This is a genomic window from Chitinophaga sp. YIM B06452 (assembly GCF_039655965.1).
GTDB lineage: Bacteria > Bacteroidota > Bacteroidia > Chitinophagales > Chitinophagaceae > Chitinophaga.
In genome coordinates this window covers 2343327-2367033 of record NZ_JAWLKY010000001.1, presented here as the reverse complement: position 1 = coordinate 2367033, position 23707 = coordinate 2343327, and the positions used below count along the sequence as shown (strand labels likewise).

The 23707-nt window shown below is 53.4% G+C and carries 15 protein-coding genes; 1 reads left to right on the top strand and 14 read right to left on the bottom strand.

Features of this window, described 5'->3' with window-relative positions:
* Positions 1–11 precede the first annotated feature (11 nt).
* From R3I13_RS09510 to R3I13_RS09470, 9 genes are all read right to left on the bottom strand, one after another.
* Positions 12–1337 carry a DNA mismatch repair protein gene (locus R3I13_RS09510; protein ID WP_346317696.1) on the bottom strand — a complete coding sequence of 442 codons (1326 nt, stop codon included), beginning with the start codon at positions 1335–1337 and terminating at the stop codon, positions 12–14.
* Between the two features lie 5 nt (positions 1338–1342).
* Positions 1343–2632, bottom strand: coding sequence for a DNA mismatch repair protein (locus R3I13_RS09505; protein WP_346317695.1), 1290 nt, complete (start codon positions 2630–2632; stop codon positions 1343–1345).
* A gap of 13 nt (positions 2633–2645) precedes the next feature.
* Positions 2646–4967, bottom strand: coding sequence for a Gldg family protein (locus R3I13_RS09500; RefSeq protein ID WP_346317694.1), 2322 nt, complete (start codon positions 4965–4967; stop codon positions 2646–2648).
* A 2-nt stretch (positions 4968–4969) separates the two neighbouring features.
* Positions 4970–5905, bottom strand: coding sequence for an ABC transporter ATP-binding protein (locus R3I13_RS09495; protein ID WP_346317693.1), 936 nt, complete (start codon positions 5903–5905; stop codon positions 4970–4972).
* A gap of 11 nt (positions 5906–5916) precedes the next feature.
* Positions 5917–6657 (bottom strand): hypothetical protein, encoded by a 741-nt coding sequence (locus R3I13_RS09490; protein WP_346317692.1) that lies wholly within the window; start codon positions 6655–6657, stop codon positions 5917–5919.
* A 33-nt stretch (positions 6658–6690) separates the two neighbouring features.
* On the bottom strand, positions 6691–8163 hold the full coding sequence (locus R3I13_RS09485) for a RagB/SusD family nutrient uptake outer membrane protein (protein ID WP_346317691.1): 1473 nt from the start codon (positions 8161–8163) through the stop codon (positions 6691–6693).
* Positions 8164–8173: 10 nt separating this feature from the next.
* On the bottom strand, positions 8174–11578 hold the full coding sequence (locus tag R3I13_RS09480) for a SusC/RagA family TonB-linked outer membrane protein (protein ID WP_346317690.1): 3405 nt from the start codon (positions 11576–11578) through the stop codon (positions 8174–8176).
* Between the two features lie 562 nt (positions 11579–12140).
* The gene (locus R3I13_RS09475; RefSeq protein WP_346317689.1) at positions 12141–13322 is read right to left on the bottom strand and encodes a FecR domain-containing protein; all 1182 of its coding nucleotides are present in this window, start codon (positions 13320–13322) and stop codon (positions 12141–12143) included.
* A 70-nt stretch (positions 13323–13392) separates the two neighbouring features.
* Positions 13393–13986, bottom strand: a complete 594-nt coding sequence (locus tag R3I13_RS09470; RefSeq protein WP_346317688.1) for a sigma-70 family RNA polymerase sigma factor — start codon at positions 13984–13986, stop codon at positions 13393–13395.
* A 216-nt stretch (positions 13987–14202) separates the two neighbouring features.
* Between R3I13_RS09470 and R3I13_RS09465 the strand changes: the two genes are divergently transcribed.
* The gene (locus R3I13_RS09465) at positions 14203–15021 is read left to right on the top strand and encodes a sialate O-acetylesterase (RefSeq protein WP_346317687.1); all 819 of its coding nucleotides are present in this window, start codon (positions 14203–14205) and stop codon (positions 15019–15021) included.
* A gap of 78 nt (positions 15022–15099) precedes the next feature.
* Here the strand turns inward: R3I13_RS09465 and R3I13_RS09460 are convergent, their stop codons facing one another.
* From R3I13_RS09460 to R3I13_RS09440, 5 genes are read right to left on the bottom strand one after another with little or no spacing between them, the layout of a single operon-like run.
* Complete coding sequence (locus R3I13_RS09460) at positions 15100–16299, bottom strand: TlpA disulfide reductase family protein (RefSeq protein WP_346317686.1); 1200 nt, start codon at positions 16297–16299, stop codon at positions 15100–15102.
* A gap of 27 nt (positions 16300–16326) precedes the next feature.
* Positions 16327–17412 (bottom strand): TlpA disulfide reductase family protein, encoded by a 1086-nt coding sequence (locus tag R3I13_RS09455; RefSeq protein ID WP_346317685.1) that lies wholly within the window; start codon positions 17410–17412, stop codon positions 16327–16329.
* Positions 17413–17428: 16 nt separating this feature from the next.
* On the bottom strand, positions 17429–18634 hold the full coding sequence (locus R3I13_RS09450; protein WP_346317684.1) for a TlpA disulfide reductase family protein: 1206 nt from the start codon (positions 18632–18634) through the stop codon (positions 17429–17431).
* A gap of 11 nt (positions 18635–18645) precedes the next feature.
* Positions 18646–20109, bottom strand: a complete 1464-nt coding sequence (locus R3I13_RS09445) for a RagB/SusD family nutrient uptake outer membrane protein (RefSeq protein ID WP_346317683.1) — start codon at positions 20107–20109, stop codon at positions 18646–18648.
* A gap of 26 nt (positions 20110–20135) precedes the next feature.
* The gene (locus R3I13_RS09440; RefSeq protein WP_346317682.1) at positions 20136–23525 is read right to left on the bottom strand and encodes a SusC/RagA family TonB-linked outer membrane protein; all 3390 of its coding nucleotides are present in this window, start codon (positions 23523–23525) and stop codon (positions 20136–20138) included.
* Positions 23526–23707: the final 182 nt, after the last annotated feature.

Genomic DNA, 23707 nt, shown 5'->3' with positions numbered 1-23707 from the left:
ATGTGGGTGTTTTACTGCCGGCGCGACCTGATCAGTTCCAGTATTCCTTCGTTACGGATGATCATCATGCCCTGGCGGTCTTCAGTAATTCCTTTTTCAAGTTTGTAAGTGTATTCCGGCATCATGCCTGCCATCACGGTCGGCATGTAAGAGAACTGGATATTGTCATATTGTTTCAGCGCCTCCCCCACCTCGATGATGTGGGTAGATACGATGAACAGGCAGTTGCGGTACCCGGCGAAGGCCTCGGTTACAGCCAGTGTGCCGTCGTAAGCATCTTTTACGTTGGTGCCTTTAAAAAGCTCGTCGAACATCAGCAGCAGGTGTTTGCCGGTGGCAGTTGCATCTGCGGCATGTTTTACGCGCACCACTTCCGCGTAGAAGTGGCTGTAGCCCAGACTGATGTTATCTGCTACGTTGATACTGGAAAAGATGCCTTCCCTCACGGAGAACGTCATTTCCGCGGCGGCTACCGGGAAGCCGATGTGCGCGAGGTACATGCCGATGCCGATGGATTTCATCCAGGTACTTTTTCCGGCCATATTGGCCCCGGTCAGGAATACCACGTTGCTGGCGGCTTCCAGTCGCAGATCATTGCCCACTGCGTCTTCCAGGCAAGGATGGCGAAGGTCTTTTGCATGCAGCATATTGGCGGCAGCAGGCTGCGCGCGGGCAAAAGTGAATCCCCGCAGGTTGGCGACTTCGGCCACGGCCATGTTCACATCGCATTCTGAAATGAAATGCAGCAGCTCCCGCAATTCAGGGTTCAGCCTGTTCCGCACGAGATGGTCGTACCGGGCGGTTTCACGGATGGTGATGGCATGGTAAATATCCACTTCCAGCAGTTCCTTCAGCTGCGGATGCGACAGTATCTTTTTTATCTCCAGCGCCCTGCTGTGAAACGGCCCGGCATACAGCGACAGCGTTTCCGCGAATGCATAGCATCGCTTCATGGTCATGATCGTGGCCTGGAGCCCTTGTATCAGCAATTTGAAACGGTCGTCGTGGGTAAGTACGGAAAGCAGCTTCCTTGTGAGAACGGTGCCCAGCGTGCCCAGCAGTCCCTGCTCGCTGCCCGCGTCGATGTATTCGCGCATGATAGACACCTGCTGCGTATCAAAAGGAAAATCCAGCCTGGCCTCCTGGAAAAAACGGAATATGGCCGTGCGTTCGTTGATCCGGTTTGCCTCCGTCAATGGTTTTTTGAACAGGGCGTCCAGCAACTGCTCGCCTCCACGCGTTCTCACACGGTTGAACAGCTGGTACACGGAGCCCTGGCGGAACTTGCCCGTCAGGTTCAGCTCGTCCAGCGATTGTTTATCTATAATGAAATCCATATCGTTTAATCCTTTTTACCGTTTTTCAGTGTTTCCAGGATGCCTTCATTCCGGATGATGATCATCCCGTGCCGGTCGTCTGTAATGCCTTCTTCCAGCTTGTAGGTATATTCCGGTATATTGCCGTTCATGCGGGTGGGCAGGTAACAAAAACCGATATTGGGCTTCTGTTTTAGCGCATCGCCGGCTTCCACGATGTGGGAGGAAATGATGAATATGCTGTCCCGGTTGTCGGCGAAGGCATGGGTCACGGCTACGGTCCCTTCATGTGCATCTTTCACATTGGTGCCACGGAAAAGCTCATCGAATAAGACGAACAGGGCCTTCCCGTCGTTCAGCGCCATGGCTACCTTTTTGACGCGCAATACTTCCGCATAAAAATGGCTCGCGCCGATGCCCAGGTTGTCCGGCAGGTTGATGGTGGTATAAATGCCGTCCATTACCGGGAATTCCATATGGGAAGCCGCCACCGGGAAACCCATATGCGCGATATACACCGCGGTGCTGAAAGACCGCAGGAACGTGCTTTTCCCGGCCATGTTGGCCCCCGTGAGGAACACCAGGTTCCTGTTCCGGTCCATCGTGAGGCTGTTGGCAACCGGCTGCTTCAGTTCCGGGTGGTAAACGCCTTCTATCTTCAGCGTCCCCGATTCGCGCGGAAGCGGCACAGGGAATACGAACTGCCGTTTCACAGCCACATGCGCTACCGAAATGAACACGTCTACCAGGTAAATGAACTGCAGCACTTCCAGCACCTTATCTTTCTCCCGCGCGCGGATCAACACATCGTAAGCGGTGACCGCCGCGAAAGACAGCTTGCTCCTGGGCTGGTCCTGGAACACGGGCGCAAGCGCAGTATCCTGCATTAAGTCCATTATCCGCTGCCGTTCTTTTTCCAGCTGCGGTATGCGGGGCAGCCCGCTGCCAGCTACAAATTCCCTGACCTTATGCAACAGCTCGATAACGGCTGCCACACCGCCGGCTATTTCTTTTTCACCCAATGCATGCTTATGCCCGTCTGTTTCTTCTTCGCCGTGCAGCAGGTACTTCTCCACCATATCCAGCACCGCCCCTTCAAACGGGAATTTCGCATTCATCGCGGCGAATGCGGCAATGATGGCCGTTCTTGCTGCAATAGCCTGCTGATCACTCAGGGGATGATGGAACATTTCCTGCATCAGCGCTTCGCCGCCGCGTGTGTATGTTTGATTATAAATGTCCATGATGCCGGGCTGGTCGCGCTTTGGGAACAACCGGAGATCTTCTATTGTCTGTTCATCCGTCTGCAAAAACATCTCTTCTGTTTTTTTATTTGCGTTTCCTGCGGGTGAGTATAACAGTGCCGGAGAGCAGGATCAATCCCGGCAGTATATAAACGTAGCTGAACCACAAGATCTTCGCCTGGTGTTTGCCGATACGCAGGAAAGTATCTTTCGGCTTGGGCGTGTTATGGTAAACGGGATACTCGTTGTCCAGCAGCCAGCTGTAGCCGCCATTGCCGAAGTTCCCGCCGTCCTGGCGGAGGGAGGTCATGAACTCGCCGTCGCCGGTGACGATGATGCGCTGTTCGCGGTTGTTGATCTTCCGGATGAGCTTGATGGCTGTTATATATTCATCCTTCTGCACATCGCCTTCCGCTTTTGAGAATACAGGCGCGGCAGAGTCCGCCACGAATATCCCGGTTTCGATCCAGGTCTTGTTATTCCCTTTGAACTTAAAGATGGGCTCCGCCTTGAAGCCATTCGTTTCCCTGAAGCTCAGGTTAGCCGTCCCAACCTGGTACACAACACCCAGGTCTTTCTTGTATACCTGGTAATCGAACATGGTTTGCTCCAATGCCATGTAATGAGCGTTGGGCGTCATGGTCGCCATCATGTAATGCGGCTGGTTGTGCAGGTTCTCTGTCACGATAACGCCATTGTCTGCGTTAACGCCTATTGTGTTGAGAATGGGGTTCAGCATCTGCTGCTTTCCTGGCTCTGCATATAAAATGGCGTCCTTGCCGCTTTCCAGGTAAGCCAGTATCTTCCGCTGCTCTACCGTGTCGAGGGCAGACCGGGGATCGGCCACCACCAAAATATCCGTGCTGTCGGGAATATCCGAGTGCAGCAGCGATACCGTGTCTGCGTCAACGCCTTTGTTGACCAGCGCGTTGCGGGAGGCGATGTTCCGGGTATGCGGACCGTAATCCCGTTCACCGAATTTATAGGGGTTCCTTTCATAATGCCCTGTGGTGAACAACATGGCGGGCACGGTATCCCTGGCCAGCCGCCTGATGGAGCCGGAGATATGGTTCTGGTCGGGCCACACACGGTCGTCCTGGTAAGTGCGCAGGTAAGTGCGTTTCCCTTTGTATTCCAGCAGCATCACCAGGCCGTATTCTTCTTTGCTCAGGTCTATCTGTTTCCGTATTTCTTCCGGCTTTTTGAAGAGGGACAGGCGGACATCCAGTATCTCGGCCACTTTATCGGCTACTTCGTGGATGTCTTTTGCGTTGAAGGTCTTAAGGGCCGAACTGTCCCCGTCCTTAAAATCATAGTAGTATTCATATTTCAAATCGATATTGGGGTAGAACCTTCTCATCGATTCCCAGAAATGCCATATGTACGGGTTGCGCATATTGGGAAAGCCTGTGCGCGCGTTCTTGCCCAGCAGGTTGGTGTAAAGGGTCACCTTCAGCGGGGAGCCATCCAGTTCCTTTATCACGGCCTGCGTGGCGGGATGCAGGGTGTTCGTCTTGCGGGTGGTCACATCAAGGTAACCCACATAGCCAGGCCTTGAAGAGAAATATCCCAGCATAAGCACCAGCAGGGAAACGCCGGCGTAACGAAAAAAAGATACCCGCCAGGACCGCGATTCCTGCGTGCTTTTCAGCCTGATGCAGGCGAAGCTGAGGAACATGGCGATGATCAGCAGGAAATACGCCACATCACGGGTAGTGATCATACCGCCCAGCATCTGCTCGGTCCGGTTCGAAATGGACAGGAACCAGGTAAGGTCGCGGAAAAAATCGTAGTCCTGCCACAGCCATTGCACTGCCTTGAGCGCAAAGAATACGGCAAAGGTCAATACACCGGCCAGTATCTGGTAGCTGGTAAGACTGGACAAAAACAGGCCGATGGCGGCGTAGGTGTTAGACAGCAGGAAGATGGCCAGCAATGCGGACAGGAACGCTTTGTAATCCGCGTTGATAATGCTGAACCAGCCTGTCAGCAGCAGCAGGGCGATGCTGACCAGCAATACCATGTTGAAGCCCATGAGCCCCAGGTATTTGCCCAACACGATCTCCCGCGTGCGTACCGGCGATGAATACAGCATCTTGATGGAACCGGATTGTATTTCCCTGTTGATGACGCCCATGGTGAGCAGGGGCAGGAACAGGTACAGGTTTTCCACTACCTTGCCGTATACGCCGGAAAACATATTGAAAGACAAACCGGCTATGTCATCGAAACCTATCCATTTCGGATCGCTTTGCAGCATCACGTCCTGGATGCGGGAATACACGACGATAGGGTTTACAAACTGGATACCGCACACTACAAAGAACACGACTGTCAGAAACCAGGCGATCGGTGAATAGAAAAGGCTGCGCAGTTCCGCTTTCGCGATTTTAATGATAATACCCATAGTTAGTTGGCTCGTTTGGATTGAATGGACAATTGTTTGAACACATCATCCAGCAGTGATTTTTCCAGCTGGATCTCCTGCAGGCGCCAGTTTTGCTGCATGCTCGCGGCAATAAGGCGCTCGGTGATATCTGTGTTCCCTGTGAAATAAATCCGGCATTGGCGGTCGGAGAGGAATTGTACGCGGTTAACATGCTGCACTTTCAGCAGCTCGGCCTCGGTTGGCATATTTTCCATTCTTGCCAGCAGCGACTGCGGCTTCAGGTAATTATTGAATGCTTCCATGGTATCGGAAAAAACGATCCTGCCGCCTTCGATCATGATCACCTCGCGGCAAAGGAGGTTGATCTCGGAAAGCACGTGGGAAGACAGCAGCACGGTATGCTCAGCGGCAATATCCTTGATCAGCTTCCGGGCTTCGATGATCTGGTTGGGGTCCAGGCCGTTGGTAGGTTCATCCATGACCACGATCTCCGGGTTGTGGATGATTGCCTGCGCGATGCCTACACGCTGCCTGTAGCCGCCGGATAAATTCCGGATCAGCCGGGTGCTGAAATGCGCAATGTTGCATTTGTCCATTGTTGCATCCACGGCTGATTTCACTTTCATTTTATCTACAAACCGCAGTTCAGCCGCATAGCTCAGGAACTCGCGCACGGTAAAGTCCGGGTACAAAGGGGGTGTTTGCGGAAGGAAGCCCAGCTGCCTTTTCGCCAGCAGGCGGTCTTCATTTTTGTTGATGCCGTTGATGAGCACTTCTCCTTCCGTCTGGCTCAACACACCGCAGATGATGTTCATCGTGGTGGATTTTCCCGCGCCGTTAGATCCCAGCAGCCCCACGATGCCGTGCCTGCTGATCTCGAAGCTGATATCCCGGATAGCCCAGGAACTGGTGTACCTGTGCGACAGGTTTTCTACTTTCAAAATTGTTTTTGTCATATTTATCCGTTCTATCTGTTATCCACTTTTATAATACTCAGCTGGTTGACCCCGGTACCGCCGGGTTTCCCGGCCAGCATCAGCATCCACGACATGTTCAAATAAACGTTCGACCCAAGTGAATAATCATTCACAAAAGGCGCGAGGAAAGTGCCCAGCAGCGCGCCGGTTGCGGCATCCCGGAACTCGAACTCGTATTGGCTGACAGACTTGTCCACATTCAGCGCGGTAAAGGCTGAAACTTCTTTATAAGCCAGGTTGTTCAGCAGCGAGCCTGCGGGGTTTCCTTTCAGGTTGATGCTCACTGGCTGGCCGTTGCTCATGTTGGCGAAACGCACATGGGTCACGCTGTCGCCGGATATGAAAGGAGGAAAATTGTTTTGGATCAGCAGGTGGCCTGGTTTTGACTTCTCGCCGAAAAGAAAAAGGGAATACAGCTTGCTCTCTTCCAGCTGCAGGTCCCGGGCCCAGACGGGCTTGTTTTCCGGCAGGGTGTCTTTGGTCCCGTAAAGGGCCAGCGGCTGAATGTTGCCTGTGAAATTCATCCTCGCAAATTGTTTGTTGGCGATGAACAATGCATGTGAATAAGGTATGGGATGTATGCCGCTCGCGTTCGCATACAGCGAAACGCCATCTTCCAGCGCGTTTACAACCTGCAGCACAGCGGGAGGGTTGTCGTATACCTTCTGTTTTTTGCAGGAAAGCGAGGCTGCGGCGAGCAATAAGAGCGCAGCAAAATGTTTACACATCATGTTTCGTATTTTTTTTAGCCGGCAGGCCTGGGTTTACTGAATATTGTATTGCGGGTTCTGGACAAGCCTGTTGTTATTCCTGATCTCATCTTCCGGAATGGGATACAGCAGCTGGTAATCTCCCTTCCATGGCTGCTTCCGGGGAATGGCAGACAACACGGACGAGGCTTTGCCGGTTCTTTTAAGGTCCAGCCAGCGGTGCCCCCATTCTGCGAACAGCTCCAGCTGCCTTTCCCTCGCCACTGCATCTGTTACCTGTTGCGCGGTAAGCGTTTCAGGAAGCTCCTCCGCGCCGGCTCTTTTCCGAATGGCATTCAGGTCTTTGACAGCAGCCACGGTATTGCCGCCTGCTGCGCGCACGTTTGCTTCCGCCCGCACGAGGTACATTTCTGCCAGCCGCATTGCCATGTAGTACTCGGGCTGCTCTGCCATGTATACGCTGTTATGGTTGCCCGTTTTGTATTTGTTGGGATAGGCTTCCCCGGCATTGTACCCTATCCAGGAAGTTCTGCGCTTGTCCGTTTCTTCAAACAGCTCCGGCCAGCCGCTGCCAAGGCGGAATTTCGACTGAAAACCCCACTGGTAGGGATTAAACGCAACACCTTCGGGCGTGGCATTTCTCAATACCTGGTCCGCATTGGTTTGCTTAAGCTGCAGGATAGCCTCCCTGCTGTTTTTCAGGAATACGTTCGCCACATCGCCCTCGAGGTTGAATAACCCTGTTTCGCCGATGACGGCGGTGGCGCTGGCTACTGCCTGCTGATAGTCGCCGGTATAAAGGCTTACACGCGCCAGCAACGCTTCCGCGAACCACCTGTTAACACGCACACGCTCTCCGTTTCCCGCGGAGAAATCAGCGGGCAGCAAGGTCTTCGCCTGCCTGAGATCCGCAACGATCTGTTCGTATACCCTGCCGGCGGGCGTGCGGGAAAGCCCCATCGTCTGGTTGAAATCCGTTGTTAACGCCAGCGGCAGGTCTCCAAAGAAATTAACGAGATAGAAGTAGGCAAATGCCCTGACCGCCAGTGCTTCGCCTGTCAATTGTTTCCGTACGCTGTCCGTAAGCTGGTTAGACTTCGATCCTTCAATTCCTTCAATAACCCCGTTGGTGTCAAAGATGATCTTGTAGGCTGTGTTCCAGAGCCTGGCGGTCATGCTGCTGTTCTTCACCGTCAGGGTGTTGGAAGACAGGTAGAGATATTCACCGGAAAGCGCGGACGGGGCCATTATGATTTCATCTGAAGACACCCCGCCCAATACAGTAACCAGGCCTGAGCCGAAATTCTTTTCCGCCACATCAGACGGGCCGGTCAGTTCCATACCGTTGATGAGCTTGCTATACACAGCAGCCATCGCCCATTCAGCTTCTTTGTTGGAAGAGAACATCTCGGTGGTAGTGATCGTGTCTATGGGCGGATCGATCTCCATCCATTTTTTACAACCGGCGAGCAGCAGTGCCGGAAACAGCGCGTATATAAAAAGGCGGATGATTTTTTTAACGATCATAGAACCGGTTTTAAAAGTTAAATAACAGGTTGGTGGTAATGATCCGCGGGATCGGCGTGGCACTGTTCAGGTCCAGCACTTCGGGATCGATGCCCTTAAATGAAGTGATCGTGAACAGGTTTTGCGTTTGTACGGAAAGGCGGCAGCTCTGCATTTTGATCTTCTGCAGTATCTTATCCGGGATGTTATAGGAAAGCGTGAGCGTACTGAGTTTTACATACGAAGCATCTGTATAGCCGCCGTCAGACAGGGCCATACTCGTCCGGTTCAGGTTGCCGTTCACTGTATACTTGGGGTAAAGCGCCTTATCGCCGGGGTTTCTCCAGTGATTTTCCGCTACCTCCGCCGGCAATAAGCCATTGGCCATTCTCCCCAGTTCCAGCGTGAGGAACGGGTCTTTGTTCGTCTGCCTTTTATATATGAAGTTTGCAGACAGCCCGATACCCCTGTAGTTTACATCGGTACCGAAACCTCCCATATACTTTGGGTTGAGGTCTATTTCGATATAACGGTCGTCCCAGGAGTTCCGCGGAACACCAACATTCTCGAACTGAACGCTGCCGTCCTTGTTATGGTCTTCGAAGGTATAATCGCCGGTTAGCGGGTCTATGCCTGTATAGCGCAACAGGTATTGCGTCTGCAGGGATTTTCCTATGAAGTAGGTGTTGGCGTAGGGAGAAGATTCCAATCCTGGGTAGTCTGCAAGCTCATTCCTGTTCATGGAGAAATTGAAGGTGGCGCTTACCATCCAGTCTTTCGTGCGCAGCAATGTTGCCATCAAAGACGCTTCCAGGCCGGAGTTCTGGATCACGGCTCCCCAGTTGGCGGTAACGGTGGTGAAGCCGGTGTATGCGGGCGTGGGGATGGCTGTCAGCTGGTTGCCGCTCCGTTCCCGGTAATAAATTGCTTCGAGGTTTACTTTGTCGTCGAAGAAGCCCAGCTGCAGGGCAGCGTCGAACTTCGCCGTGGTTTCCCACTGGAACCGCTGGTTCAGCGGGCGCACGATGTGAAACGCCGGCACGCCGTTGTATTCGAAAAGCTTGTCGGCGCCGCCGCCAAGGGAAGTGGCGCTGGACCAGCGGGAAAGATATTCATAATCGCCGATGCCATCGCGGCCGGTGATGCCGTAGCTGCTCCTGAGCTTTACGAAGCTGATCCAGGAAGGCAGGTTGTTCCTGATCCATTTTTCTTCGGATGCGATCCAGGCCAGCCCCACCGATCCGAAATTCCCGAACTGCTTGCCCGGCCCGAACCGGGATGATCCGTCGCGGCGCGCATTCAGGTTCAGCACGTATTTATTATCCCACCGGTAATTGAGTATGCCGAAAAGCGCTGCATACCTGTACTCGCCCATCGCGTCGATATTCATCACGAAACTGGCATTGTTGACGCTCCTGATGAGGTTGTCGTTCGGAAAACCCTGGGCCACCGCTGTGTTCCCTTTCGTCAGCACTTCCTGTAAATTCCCGCCCACCTGTACGCTCAGGTCGCCTTTCCCGATGTGCGTGTTGTATTCCAGCCGGGGCTCAGCGGTCCACGACCTGTTGGAGGAATTGCCGAAAAAGGCGGAAGACAATGCGAAGAAAGCAGCGTCGTAAGAAGCGGCGGGCGTGTAGTTCGCGTTATCATTCTGAGTATAATTATAACCCGCGGTTGCGGTAAGTGTCAATCCCCGGAGCAGCTCGTAGCGGATGCTGAGACTATTGGTCAGCGCATGCGTTTTGCTCTCGCTGGGCTTCTTAAGACCGGAGAGCGGAAACAGGCTGTTCCACTGGCCGCGCCAGGGCACAAAATTAAATTCGCCGGGCTCCGCATAGATGGCAGGCGCATTCGGCGGAATACCGGTGATGCCCGAAATGGAATATGCCTCCACGTCTGTAGCAGAAAGGCGGCTGACCACGTTCACACTCAGCTTCTGGTTGAGGCTGGTATGCCCCAGGTTCACAAAGAACGAGCTGCGTTTGGTCTTCCCGTTATTGTTCTGCAGCTCCGTTTGCGCGTAATGGCTCACGCCGATGGTATAGGACGTTTGCACAAGGCCGCCGGTCAGTTTTGCGTCTATCGCAAGCTGGTTCCCTGTGCCGATCAGATCGCGCTGCCAGTCGGTATACCGGGTAGAGTCCCACAACATCAGGTCCTGCGCGTTATAGATCGTCGGTTCCATGCGATCGTTCAGGAAAGCTTCGCGGCGCATGGCCAGGTATTCCGGCGTATTCATCAGCGGCAGATAACGCGGCACTGAAGTAGTACCGCGGCTGATGGAAACAGAAAAACGGGTAGGGCCGGGTTTATTCTTTTTGGTAGTGATGAGGATCACGCCGTTCGCGGCCCTGGACCCATAGATGGCGGTCGCGTCCGCATCCTTTAATACGTCTATGCTTTCAATATCGCCGGGGTTCAGGTACAGCAGGGGATTTTCGCCGGGCGTGTTTGTAAAGCCGCTTTGCGTAAAACCGATAGACACTTCTCTTTTTGCGATGGGGTTTATTTCGAGTATGTTCTGCGGCACGCCGTCGATAACATACAGCGGGTCTGAGAGCGCCATCGGGTTAAGGGAGCGCCGCCCCCTGATCTCCACCCGCACGGGCGCTGCGGAGTTGCCGGTGAGGGCTGTAAGGTTCAGGCCCGGCACTCTACCTTCCAGCGCCTGCAATACGGTGGTAACGGGCTGTTTTTCGATGTCTTTCCCTTTTATGCCGGCAATGCTGCCGGTGGCAAACCGCCGGGACGTTACGCCGTAGGGCACGATCTGCACTTCGTCCAGCATAGAGGTGGCGCGGCCCAGGCGGATAAGCGGGCTGGATATATGCGAAACGATCAGGATGCTCTGCGATTCAGGCTTATCCTTACCGGCGGCGCCGGCGGCAGGCAGTACCAGGAAATTTTCACCTGCCAGCCTGATGGTGATCGTTTCATAGCCGATGGCCGTTACCTGCAGTTCATCGCCTTCGTTGACATGCAGCGTAAACATGCCGCCCATTCCCGCTGTCACGCCTTTGTTACTTCCTTTCACACGGATGGTTACCCCGGGAAGCGGCTGGTTATCCTGGTCCACAACCCGCCCGGAAACCGGCGTCCCTTCCGCAACACTGATCAATGGTTGAGTTTGGGCAGCGGGTGATTTTTTCCGGGAAAGGATAATGGTTTTGTCCTGGATAACATATGCAACAGGCTGTTCCCTGAATACAACATCCAGCAATTCCTGCAAAGGCATATTCCGCGCCGTCAGTGATACCGGTTTCGTTCCCGCCAGCATATTGCGGTTATAGAAAACAACGTACCCCGTTTGTTGCTTGATAGCAGCGAACACCTGTGCAAGGGACAGGTCTTTCCCCGAGATGGTCACAGACTGTGCCGAACCCGAGGCATGTACCTGCAAGAAGAAAATAGTTAAGAGCAGCGCGGTTAGTTTCATCGCGAGAAATATTTTCATCCTAATGGAGCGATGGGACCTCTCTTCGTTCGGGCTCATCGCGAGAAATATTTTCATCCTAATGGAGCGATGGGACCTCTCTTCGTTCGGGCTCATCGCGAGAAATATTTTCATCCTAATGGAGCGATGGGACCTCTCTTCGTTCGGGCTCATCGCGAGAAATATTTTCATCCTAATGGAGCGATGGGACCTCTCTTCGTTCGGGCTCATCGCGAGAAATATTTTCATCCTAATGGAGCGATGGGACCTCTCTTCGTTCGGGCTCATCGCGAGAAATATTTTCATCCTAATGGAGCGATGAGCCCGAACGAAGACAAGTCCCATCGCCCATAAGATCTTGGTGACAGGGCGCCATACAATAGGCCAATGGGCGGCCACTCCCGGAAATAATCCGGACCCGCATGCAGTTTTTTGCATACCTTTAATTAGTTTTTGGTTGTTACAATTAGGATTCAGCTCCATTTGGACCAACTAAACTTTCCGCCGGAAGTGGTACCAACACTTCCGGTTTTTTGTTGCGTCGCATCCTGTTTTTTGTGACAGATCAGGGAAGCACGATCAGCTTCCTGCCTTCCAGTCGAAAATTCACATCAGATTTTTCCAATACGATCAATAAACCCTGCAGGGATATATTCTTTGTCATTTCCCCCCCGAAAACGATATCCGGGATGCCCCCGGCATATACGACCTCTATATCATACCAACGTTCCAGTTGTTTCATTACTTCTTCCAGCGAAGCGCCTTCAAAATTGAAGAGCCCGTTCTTCCACGCCACGGCCCTGTTCACGTCCGCCTTGCTCACCACCGTTTCCCCGCCTGCCACAAGCGCCTGCTGGCCCGGTTTTATCTTCACCCCGTTCACGCTTACACTGCCTTCAAGCAGGGTGGTATTCACCACGCGGTCGTTGTCGTAGGCGCTTACATTGAAGTGCGTTCCCAGCACTTCGATCTCCGCTCTTCCCGGCACATTCACCCTGAATGGCCTGGCAGCGTCTTTCGCCACTTCCAGATATACTTCCCCGTTTATTTCCACCTTCCGCTCACCCCCCGCAAATGCGGTCGGGAAGCGGATATAGCTGGCGGCATTCAGCCACGCTTTTGTTCCGTCAGGAAGCGTGAGCTTGAATTGCCGGCCTTTGGGTGTAGACAAAGTATTATAGGAAATGCTGCCGGCAGCGGCGCTGTCTGCATCATAGGCTAGCTGGCCATTTTGCAGCACCGCGGTTGAACCGTACTGTGAGGCTACTACACCATTACGAAGACTATCCAGCACGAGCTGGCTGCCATCTGCCAATACCAGCACGGCGCCGTTCTTGCCGGGCTGCACATCTTTTCCGCCGGGCAGCTGGTCTGTTTGCGCGGTATCTGTGCTTTCTTTTGTGAGACTTATATACAGCACACCGATCATGCCGGCCATTAACAGCACCGCCGCTGCATACCGCAGCCAGGTTGAACGGATGAGCCTCAATCCCTTGCCGGTTGTGGTTTCCGGCGCAGTGGCCTCCCGGCCGGCGAGTATGCGCTGGTATACAAGATCCCAGTCGGGCTCCTGCTCATGCGGCTGTTCGGAATGATCATCCAGCAACCGGGCGACGAATTCATCGGGGATGTCGTCACCTTGTGCGGAAGCCAGCCATAGCGTAAGTTCGCCGCGCTCTTCTTCGGTAGCCGTGCGTTCGCCGTAGCGATGCAATAAGTATAATATGCGTTCCTGCTGCTGATCCATAAGTATTCAAATAAGTAAACGGGAGGGTTTGCAGGATGTACTAGGTAAAACGGAAAAAAATTTTCCGCGGCTACGATTCCGCCATAGACAGGAAAAAAAGAATCGCCAGTTCGAGGCGCCCGCTTTTTGTGCGTAATACCCTGGTGGCTTCAGCCAGGAGGTTGCGGACGGTATGGGGGGAGATGCCCAGGCGGTCCGCAGCTTCATTGCGGCTCAGCCCTTCCAGCCTGATGAGGCGGAACACGTTGGCCTGCTGCGGGGTGAGGTGCCGGAGCGATTCCTGTAGCAATGCCAGGCGGGCTTCGAGCCGCAGCTTTTCGCTCACGCCTTCATCTGTTCCCGTGTCATAATGGTCGAGAATGGCGCCCATGGCCTTGCGCTCCGCCGCCATATGCCGGAAATATTCGAAGAGTACGTTGCGGAACATCCGGTAGAGGTATGCCTGCGCCTTTTCCAGGTCCCGCAGGTGCTGCCGTTTTTCCCAGATGCGGATGAAAGTTTCCTGCACTACTTCTTCGGCCACTTCCCGGGCGCCCGACAATTTCATGCAGACGCCAAAAAAAGGAGACCGGTAGCGCTCGAATAAACTTTGAAAGGCGGCCTCATCGCCGTCGGCCACTCTCGTTAATAGTTCCCGGACATCATATGATACATCGGTAGGCAATTCGTAGTACTTAATTATCTAATGTATGTTGGTTGAATGCTCGTATAAAGGGGAATAAACACTGGAGGGAGGAAAACAGCTTCCAGGACCGCAAAGAGTGTGCACATAGCTGTTATGAACAAATATAATGATTTAGATGCAAGGTTAATAATGGCCTGTTATCTTTGTTCCGCCCGTTATACTTTTTCAAAAACAGGAAACCGTCTAAATGAAAGTATGAAAAGAAAACGCTTATGTTACTCCATGCTGATCCTGCTGGTATCAGCCATGCAAACGCTCCAGGCCCAACAGGCGCCTGTTACGCCGCAGTACCGGGAAAAAGCAAGGGCAAAAGTACCGGCGAAAAAATTCCACCTGTACCTGCTGGCCGGGCAATCGAATATGGCAGGCAGGGGCATTCCGGAGGCGCAGGACACTATCGGCGACCCGCGCATACTGGCGCTTAACCGCGACGGGGAATGGGAGATCGCCAAAGACCCGGTGCACTTCGATAAAAGCGCAGCGGGTGTGGGCCCGGGCTTGAGCTTCGCCCGCGAAATGATCAAACATGATCCTAACATCGTAATAGGGCTGGTACCTTGCGCGGCGGGCGGCTCAGGCATGGAAAACTGGCTGCAAGACAAGTTTTGGGAACAAACGCGGTCCTTTCCCTGGAATAACGCCATCCTGCGCACGCGGCTGGCCATGAAAGACGGCGTATTAAAAGGCATCCTCTGGCACCAGGGCGAGGCAGACACTGCGCCGGATAAAGCCGCAGCCTACAGCAGCAACCTCGTGCAGCTGGTGAGCAAATTCCGCCAGGCATTTCAAATACAAGACCTGCCCTTCGTGGCCGGCGAGCTGCCGGACTTCAACAAAGGCGCGGCTACGCTGAACCCCACCCTCTACGATGCGGCAAGTTCGCTGCAGTTCTTCGCCGTCGTTCGTGCGAACGGCTTCACGGCGCTGCCTGACGGCGTTCATATCAATGCGGCCTCGCAGCGTGAATTCGGCAGGCGCTATGCCGCAGCCATGCTCCCGTTGGTGAAGCGGTGATATGGTATACAAATAAAGAGAGGCGGTCTCCCATAACAGGAAACCGCCTCTCTTTATATTATTACCTGTATAGATAAATCAATTCCCCAGCACTTCCGCCAGCTTCTTATCCATCGCTTCATCATTTTCTCCTCCCCCACCGTATCGGCCAATGATCATCCCTTTGGGATCGATCAATATTTTGGTGGGCAGGGAATGGATGCCGTAATGATCGCTGATGTCTTCCGGATTGGGTTCTTTGCGTTGCCTTTTCTGCATATCCAGGCCGCGCAGCACATGCTTCCATATGCTGATGCCATCCTGTTCCACGGCCTTTTTCCACTTATCCGGGCTGCTGTCGTCGTCAGAAATACCGATGATCTCCAGGCCTTTGCCTTTGTACTTTGAATACAATTCTTTCAGGTGAGGATTGCCTTTCCTGCAGGGCACGCACCAGCTGGCCCAGAAATCGATGAGCACATACCGGCCTTTGAAATCCTGCAGGCTAAGCTGCTGACCGTTGATATCCGTTTTGCTGAAAACGTATGCCTCGCTGCCGGGAGAGCCGCTGCGCAATCCGTCTACTTCTTTTTTGATCTCTTTCCCAAAGCTGCTCTGCTGCATGGCCGGCGGCATCCTGTTGTAGCTGGCTTCCGCTTCCGCGAGCGGCATGCGGCTGATGCGGAACCGCAGCAGGTAAGCACTGGCATAGGATGCAGGGCGCTTTTCGATAAAATCCTTGTCGATGGCTTCCATCTTTTCGTAGTAAGGTTCCATTTTTTCTTTTACTTCTTCCAGCTCATCCAGCATAGCGGCCAGCGTTGCGCTGTCTTTTTTTGCTTTGCGCGCCTCGATGTATGCCATGTTGAGCTTGTTGTATTTGGAGGACAATGGTTCGAGGCCGGCCATGACCGGTTTCCTGGCCTTATTCAGCAGCGACATGTCGTCCTGCGCTTTGGAACCCTTCATAGTGGCTTCTTTCAGATGCCCTTTCTTCAGGGAAGCCGTCATCGTACCCGGCTCCAGGAACAGGGAGGCTATGTCGCCGCCGTACGACATGAGAGACTGCCTGTCCAACGACAGGCTGCTCATGGAAGGCCCGCCGATATTCCCTTTGAAAGTAAACCGGCCTTCTTTCAGCTGCACACTATCCATCCGGTAATCGTCGCCATTCGGGGAATAGCTTAAATAAATATATCCTGATGGTTTGCCTTCCACGGTGCCGGTGAGTGTGAAAGATTGTGCCTGTGCGGCAGAGTACCATATGCAGGCGGCAACCAGCAACGAAAATTGTTTCATGTTCATGATTAGGTTATGTATGAAAGGTTAATTCAACAGCTCTCCGAGCTTTTTATGCAATGCTTCGCCTCTAAGGTCCTTCGCGATAATAATGCCTTCAGGACTAACGAGGAAAGTGGACGGTATGGCCTGGATGCCATACTGCGAGGCCACTTCATTCCTGAATCCTTTCAGGTCAGACAGCTGTATCCAGGGCATGCCGTCTTCTTTGATCGCCTCATGCCACTTCTCCCCGCTTTCATCCAGCGACACGCCTACAACGGTGAAATTTTTGTCTTTATAAGTGTTATACGCTTTCAGGACGTTGGGATTCTCCGCCCTGCAGGGGCCGCACCAGCTGGCCCAAAAATCGAGCAGCACATATTTTCCTTTGAAATCAGAAAGCTTTACCGGCTTGCCGTTTACATCCGGTTGGGTGAAGTCTATCATCGGTTCGCCGATGGCGCTCTTTTTTAAAATGGCGATCCTCTTCCCGAGGCGGGTGCCTACTGCGGTCTGCTGCGCGGATGCATCCAGCATGCGGTACAGGCTGTCCAACTGTTTGTATTCCCCCATCACCGCCATATCCGAAAGAAGGGAAAGGCTGACGGGACTTTTGGGATGCGCCGTAATATAATTCATCATCGCGGTCCTGCGCTGCTTGCGGAAAGCAGCGACCTCTTCTTCCCATGCGGCCTTCGCGGAATCGTTCTTCTGAACTTCCTCATATTTCCCGTACAGCTGCCTTTCCTGGTCGGTAATGCTCTTGATAGAGGCCTGGTAAGCCATCAGCTCGTCATGGCTTGCAGAGCCGGTGACCTTCAGCTTATCCAGCGAGTCCGCATGGCCGGTGATATGAATATCGCTGTTCTCCAAAAAGAAATCCGCGAAGCGGGTCGGGAACATTAAAAATACTTTTACCGGCTCGGCGGCCTCGCCGGTCCAGGTGAATTTGCCGTCTTTAACGGGAATGGTGTCTGTCTTGGCCGAATCGGCTACCGGTATGGAAATATATATCACGGAATCTTTCAGGCCTGTGATCTCCGCAGTGATGGTAGCCTGTTGTTTTTTCCCCTGGCTGCAGGCGCTGATGGCGGCGGCAGAGAGGCAGACGAAAATGCTTCTTATATGCATAATAGTTGGTTGGGTTTTAGTGTTTCGCAAAGAGATCGCCGTACATGTCTATCAAGGCGGCGTCCATCCAGGAACCGCGCATGTTGCGGGTCACCAGTTTCCCCTGCGGGTCAAACAGCAGGCAGGACGGGATGCCGCGGATACGGTAGGTTTTGGCCAGCCCGCTGTCGAAGGCTTTCAGGTCAGACAGCTGTGTCCATTTCATTTTTTCTTCCCGGATGGCTTGCAGCCATTTTTCTTTGTTGTCGTCCATGGAAATGCTGACGATCTCGAATCCTTTTTTATTGTACAGCGCATATACTTCCCTGAGATGTGGAATGTCTGCCCTGCAGGGGCCGCACCAGCTGGCCCAGAATTCGAATAATACGTATTTGCCTTTGCCGATATAATCTTTCAGGCGATGTTGCGCGCCTGTGGTATCCTGCAACGTGAAATCCGCTACCATGGCACCTACGGCGGCCTGTTTGCTTAGCTCCGCCTTTTCCAGGAAATGGCTGGTGAGCATGCCCTTTTCCGCTGCGGCAAAATGTTGCATCAGCCTGTCTATTTCTGTGACATGAATGCTGCGCTGCCCTACTGCCTGCAATGCGATGAACGCCAGCACCTCGGATGGTTTTTTATCCAGTATGAAACCGGTCATAAAAGCCGTCCGCTTCTTCTCCACCACATCCATCTTCCTGCACAGGTCCATGCCTATTTCTCTCGGCCCTTTCTCCTTGCCTTTCCCGGGATTCAGGTAGGCGACGTAGCCGTCAAAATATTGATCGATCTCTTCGTCAAAGGCGTTTTTCTGCCGGTAATACTGCATAAAAAGATCGTTGCCGGCGCTGCCGCTAACGGTAGCCGCCGGGGAAGTGCCGCCGCCGGAATAAAGTTCTATCTCCTTTTTCAGGCTGTCGTACACCGCGGAAACGCTGATGTTGTCGTTATTGACAGCAAAGAGGTTGATCACACGGTCCTGCATTACCCTGTCTGTCGGTTCTTCATTTTTAAATACAAGGGAATAGAACCGGGGCGTGGCGGCTGTTCCGCTGAAAGCAAACTCCCCATTGCGGATCACGGTGCTGTCCAGGATGGCTTTGGAAGGAATGTCCGCGTACTTCAGGTATACTTTTTTGCCTTCCACCGGGCCGCTGATCTTTCCTTTGATCCGGAAGCCGCCGGGCTCATGCGCAGACAGGAGCGCGATGGCGAATGCTGCGAGAATGGTTTGTTTTATCATGGCTGGTTCGGTCAGTTTTTAGGTAATTCAAGTACTACTTTCGGGTCTGTGGGCTGTATGGTCAGGGCTGTTCCGTTGTTGTCCGCTGCAGTTCTTGTCATGGGCAGGCCATTACGAAAATAATCAAAACTATTATGGCCTTCAAAAGCCAGCTCTATCCTCCTTTCCTTCAATACCGCAGCCAGTACGTCCTGCGCGGCGAGGTTGTCCACATCAGAAGCGGGCAGGCCGGCACGGGTATGGATCGCTGCCAGGTTTTCCTTTGCTTTGGCGGTATTGCCCAGCTTGGCGTATGCCTCGGCCCTGTTGAGATACAGCTCGGCCAGCCGGAAATAAATGTAGGGCGCGCGGGTAAGCCAGGCTTCAGGCAGTACCAGGAATTTGGTGGTTTCCACGAAACCCGAATTAGGGTTCAGCTTGAGGAAAGTGCCCCTGACGTCGCCTGTCACCAGCAGGCTTTTAAAACTGGCGGAAGGGAGGAAAGTGGCGCCAACGTTGTAGATGGCGTCGTAGTGATAGAATTGGCCAAGGGAACTGCCACCGGCAGCATTGTCGTATGCAAAGATCAGTTCTTTGTTGGTAGTGCCATTGGCGCGGCCGATAGTGCCCAGTTCGTCGTCTGCAAACATCTTGCTGTAGGCTTCTCCCTGCAGCAGTATATATTTCCCGCCGGAATGGTCTATCACGCTGTCCGCATATTCAATGGCGCGCTGGTTGGCAGCCGCGTCCGGCGCGGCTGCGCTGCCGCCCATGTAGAGGTATGCGCGCGACAGCAGCGACCATGCGGCGGCAGTGCTGGCGAAAGCGTTGGTTTTGTTTACAGGCGCTTTCATCAGCTGCGCCGCGGTTTGCAGGTCGCCGATGATAAAGTCATAGACCTGTTTAACAGAGCTTCGTTCCGGCACGTCTTTAATGTCGCTGCTGGTTTTGATGATCACGGCAGGACTGGTGGCGGCTGACTGGTAATAAGGCTTCCCATACACCCTTACGAGATTAAAGTAGATCATCGCGCGGAGAAAAAGGTTTTCTCCTTTGGCATAACGGAACCTGTTCTTCTCGGCTTCCGTCAGCATGGAAAAAGTAGTTTTTTCCATCGCTGCAATGCCTTCCAGCGTGGTGTTGATACCCACGATCACCTGGTAGGCCCCGCGGTAAAAATCAACGCTGTTGCCCTGTGTAGGGCTGCTGCTGTTCCGGAAAAAGAACGCGTCCGTGGTTTTGTCCACAGGCCCCCAGGTTTGCAGGGTCACATTGTTGCCGCGGCTTTCCGCGAAATCATGCATGGGCACATCGAAACTGTTAAACCCGCTTCCCTGCAGCAGGCTGTAGTTGCCTACCGTCGTTTCCTCGATGCCGGCCAGCGAGGCCAGTTCTCCTTCCTTGTCGATCTTCGTCAGCGGCCTTACGCTGTCTATCTGCTTGTTGCATGCAGTTGCCAGCAGGCCCGCGAATATAATTATGATAGCGTATCTCATTGTTTTCATGATTTGAAACCTAAAAATTAAAACCCAATCTGCAGGCCGAACACATAGCGCCGCGGGATGCCGATGCCTGATCCGACAGAGCCGCCGAAATCCTGCGCCTGCCCCACAGACGGGCCTTCCGGATCAGAGGAGACAATGTTCTTGGAATACAGCGTGTACAGGTTATCGCCGCTCACGTAAACATTCGCCTGCGAGAGATTCAGTTTTTTCAGGAATGATTTAGGTACTTCGTATCCCAGGCGGACGCTGCGCAGGCGGGCATGACTGCCATCGTGCATGTATTTGCTGGAACCAAAATAATCCGCGTTGGCATGCGTGTAAAGCTCAGGCTCGGTGGCGTCCGTTTGCCCCGGCGTGGTCCATTGCTTCTGGTGCTTGCGGTAAGCGATCTGGTTGTAGCTGGTGATGCTGGTGCCCTGCATCTGCTCGGCATATTCGTCCGAGATCATGTAGCCGTAAGCATAGGTGATCAGTACGTCCAGCGAGAAATTCCGGTAAGTGAAAGTATTGGTAAGACCGCCGTAGAATTTCGGCTGGAAGTTGCCAATGTACTGGAACTGCCGCGGGTCGGCGGCTGCGCCTACCTCGTCTACCGTATTCACATACTCGACGCCTGTTTTCTGCCCTTTGTCGTCGAAGATCAGTTTTTCAAACCGGGGCTTGCCCGTTTCCGGGTCTACTCCCGCATATTTAACTGCCTTCAGCGAGTTGATGTCGTCGCCGGGGAACAGGTAAAAGCTGTTGGCATTGTAGAAGCCCTGCCGCAGGGAATCGTTGGCTACGCTTATTATCTTGTTCTTGTTGAAGCTGATATTAAAAGAAGTGTTCCAGCGGAAATTTTTCCCGGTGATATTATCTGAATTGATCAGCACCTCCCAGCCCTTGTTCTGCACGGTGGCAACGTTCTGCCATTGCGTCGGGAAGCCGCTGATAGCGTCCAACGCTACTTTCTGCAGGAGGTCTTCCGAGCGGCGGCTATAGTAATCCACGCTGGCGGTAATCCTGTTGAACAGGCCAATGTCTGCACCCGCGCTGAAGGTTTTGGTGATCTCCCATTTCAGTTCAGGATTGGCCAGCACTGAAATAGTAGCGCCGGCCTGCTGGCTGTAGGTATAACGGGGATCGTACAATGTGCGGGTAAGGAAGTTGTCTCCCAGTTGAGAGCCGCTGGTACCATAGTTGGTGCGCAATTTCAGGTTGCTCAGGAAACCGAGGTTGCGGGCAAACTGCTCGTTGCTGATCACCCAGGCGCCGCCGACGGAATAGAACGTGCCATAACGTTTATCTTTCCCGAAACTGCTGGATGCATCGGTCCTCAGCGAGGCGCTGACACTGTATTTCTCATCATAAGTATATCCCGCTTCGCCGAAGGCGGAGAAAGAAGCGCGGTCTTCTTTGCCACCTTCTATATTACCGGTTTTGGTTGTGGGAATGCCGTAAACGGAATAGTCGTAACGGTTGCCCACCAGCCTGCCCAGCGATATTACGGGATAACCTGCTCTTACATTGTTAACGTTCACCAGCATGTTCTCCATTTTCGTCCGGCCATATTCCGTAGCCGCCAGCGCGCGCAGGGAATGGCTGCCAAACGATTTATGGAAGTTCAGCTGGTTGGAGGTCAGGAAGGTGTTGATGTAATTGGTATTAGTGCCCAGGAAACCCTTGGAGGAAGTGGCCGTGCCGGAACCAGCATAGCTGCGGACGTCTATATACCGCTCGTCTTTTGTGTAGTTGAGGTTGGCGGAGTTGGTGCTGGAAAAGCTGAGCCATTCCGTCAGCTTGTAATCCGCCTTGATGGAGCCTGCAAAACGCTGCGCCCTGGGATGGATGTAGTTGAACTGGTTTTCGAAGATGGGATTTTCGCGCTTCTGTATCCTGCCGTTCATCTTGTATTCCAGCACGGGCTTCGGAGAGCCGTCCGCGTTATACGGGTTCACCCAGGGGATCATGCCATACAGGAAAGTGCCGGTGTTGGAGTTCTCTCTCCTGCCATTGTCGATGATGCCGTTGAGCGATATGTTGGTGGTCAGTCTTTTGCTAAGCCTGGTCTCCAGGTTGATGCGGAAAGTGCCGCGTTTCAGGCCGTTGTTAATGCCGGTGGACTGCTCATCGTAATAGGTGCCGCCCACGTAGTAGCGGGTGTTTTCCGTGCCGCCTCTTGCGGAGAGGTTCACTTGTTTGGTGTTGCTGTTGATGAAGGCATATTTCTGCCAGTCGTAGCTGTTTTGCACATCCTCCATAGCGGGCAGGCGGTTATCCAGGTATGCCTGCAGCGTGGGATATTGCGGCGCGAGGCTGGCGTTGTTGATGCGGTAATCTTCGGTATAGTAGCGCTTCTGCACATCATACAGTTCCGGGCCTGTCAGGAACCGCAGCGATCCGCGGTTGGGCCTGTTCATCCCGTATTTTATTTCCGCCAGTATCTGCGGTTTGCCCACCATGCCTTTTTTGGTGGTCACCACTATTACACCGGCAGCGGCGCGCGAACCATAAATGGCCGTGGCAGCGGCGTCTTTCAGGATGGTGAGGTTATCAATGTCCTGCGGGTTGATCAGCTCCTTGAGGTTCTGGTTGGGCATGATCACGCCGTCCAGCACGAGCAGCGGCCCGTAGTTCTGGGTGGGCATTACGAATTCATTCACCTGGTCTACGCCCACACCTACGATGCTGCTCTGCCCGCGTACGAATATCTGTCCGCCCGCGCTGGTGGGGTCGCCCGCGCCCTGTTCGGAGATATACAGGCCGGTGGCGCGGCCTTTCAGCAGGGAAACGGGGTCAGCCGTGGTAATGCCTTTCCGGAGCTGGTCGCCGCTGATCTTTTGCACTGCGCCGGTGAGCTCGCCTGTTTTTTTGGCGGAGTAACCGGTGATGATCAGTTCATCCAGCTTTGAAGTACCGATAGAAAGCAGGATGGTCACCGGTAGGCTGCCGGATGCTTTCACCCGTTGCGGCTCATACCCGACGAAAGACACTTCCAGCATCACTTCCCGGGCATCCGTTTCCAGTTCAAAAGCGCCTTCCGCATTGGTAACGGTTGCTTTCGAAGTACCCCTGATCTGTACGGTAGCGCCCGCCAAAGGTTTGCCGGTGCCGGCCTCTTTCACTACGCCATTGATCTTTTGCGGCGGGCGGGGTATAAATGGTATCTGTGCTTCTTTTTTGAGCACGATCGTTTTCCTGATAATGGTCCATGTAAGATGACGGCCGTTGAGGCAGGCATCAAGCGCTTCTTCCAGGGAAGCGTTCTTCAATGCAATGCTCACCACGTCGCCGGAGGGCAGGGTACCCTCCTCGTACCAGACCTGGTAGCCGCTCTGGCGCTCTATTTCATCGAGCACTTTTTCCAGCGGCGCATTCTTTTGCGAAATGGAGATCCGTTGTGCAGACACGGCGGCACTTACATGCATTGCTCCCAGTAATAAAATGATAATTGACAGCTTCACGGTGATCAATCTTTTTGTGAACGGGCGCAGCCCGGATTTGGTTGATAGGCATAACCTGCCTTGCCGCTTCGGGCAAAAGGTAGTTGAGATCATAAAACTGGTTGGTTAATGATTTAATAAAATTCTATCAGAAGCTGGTGTACGAT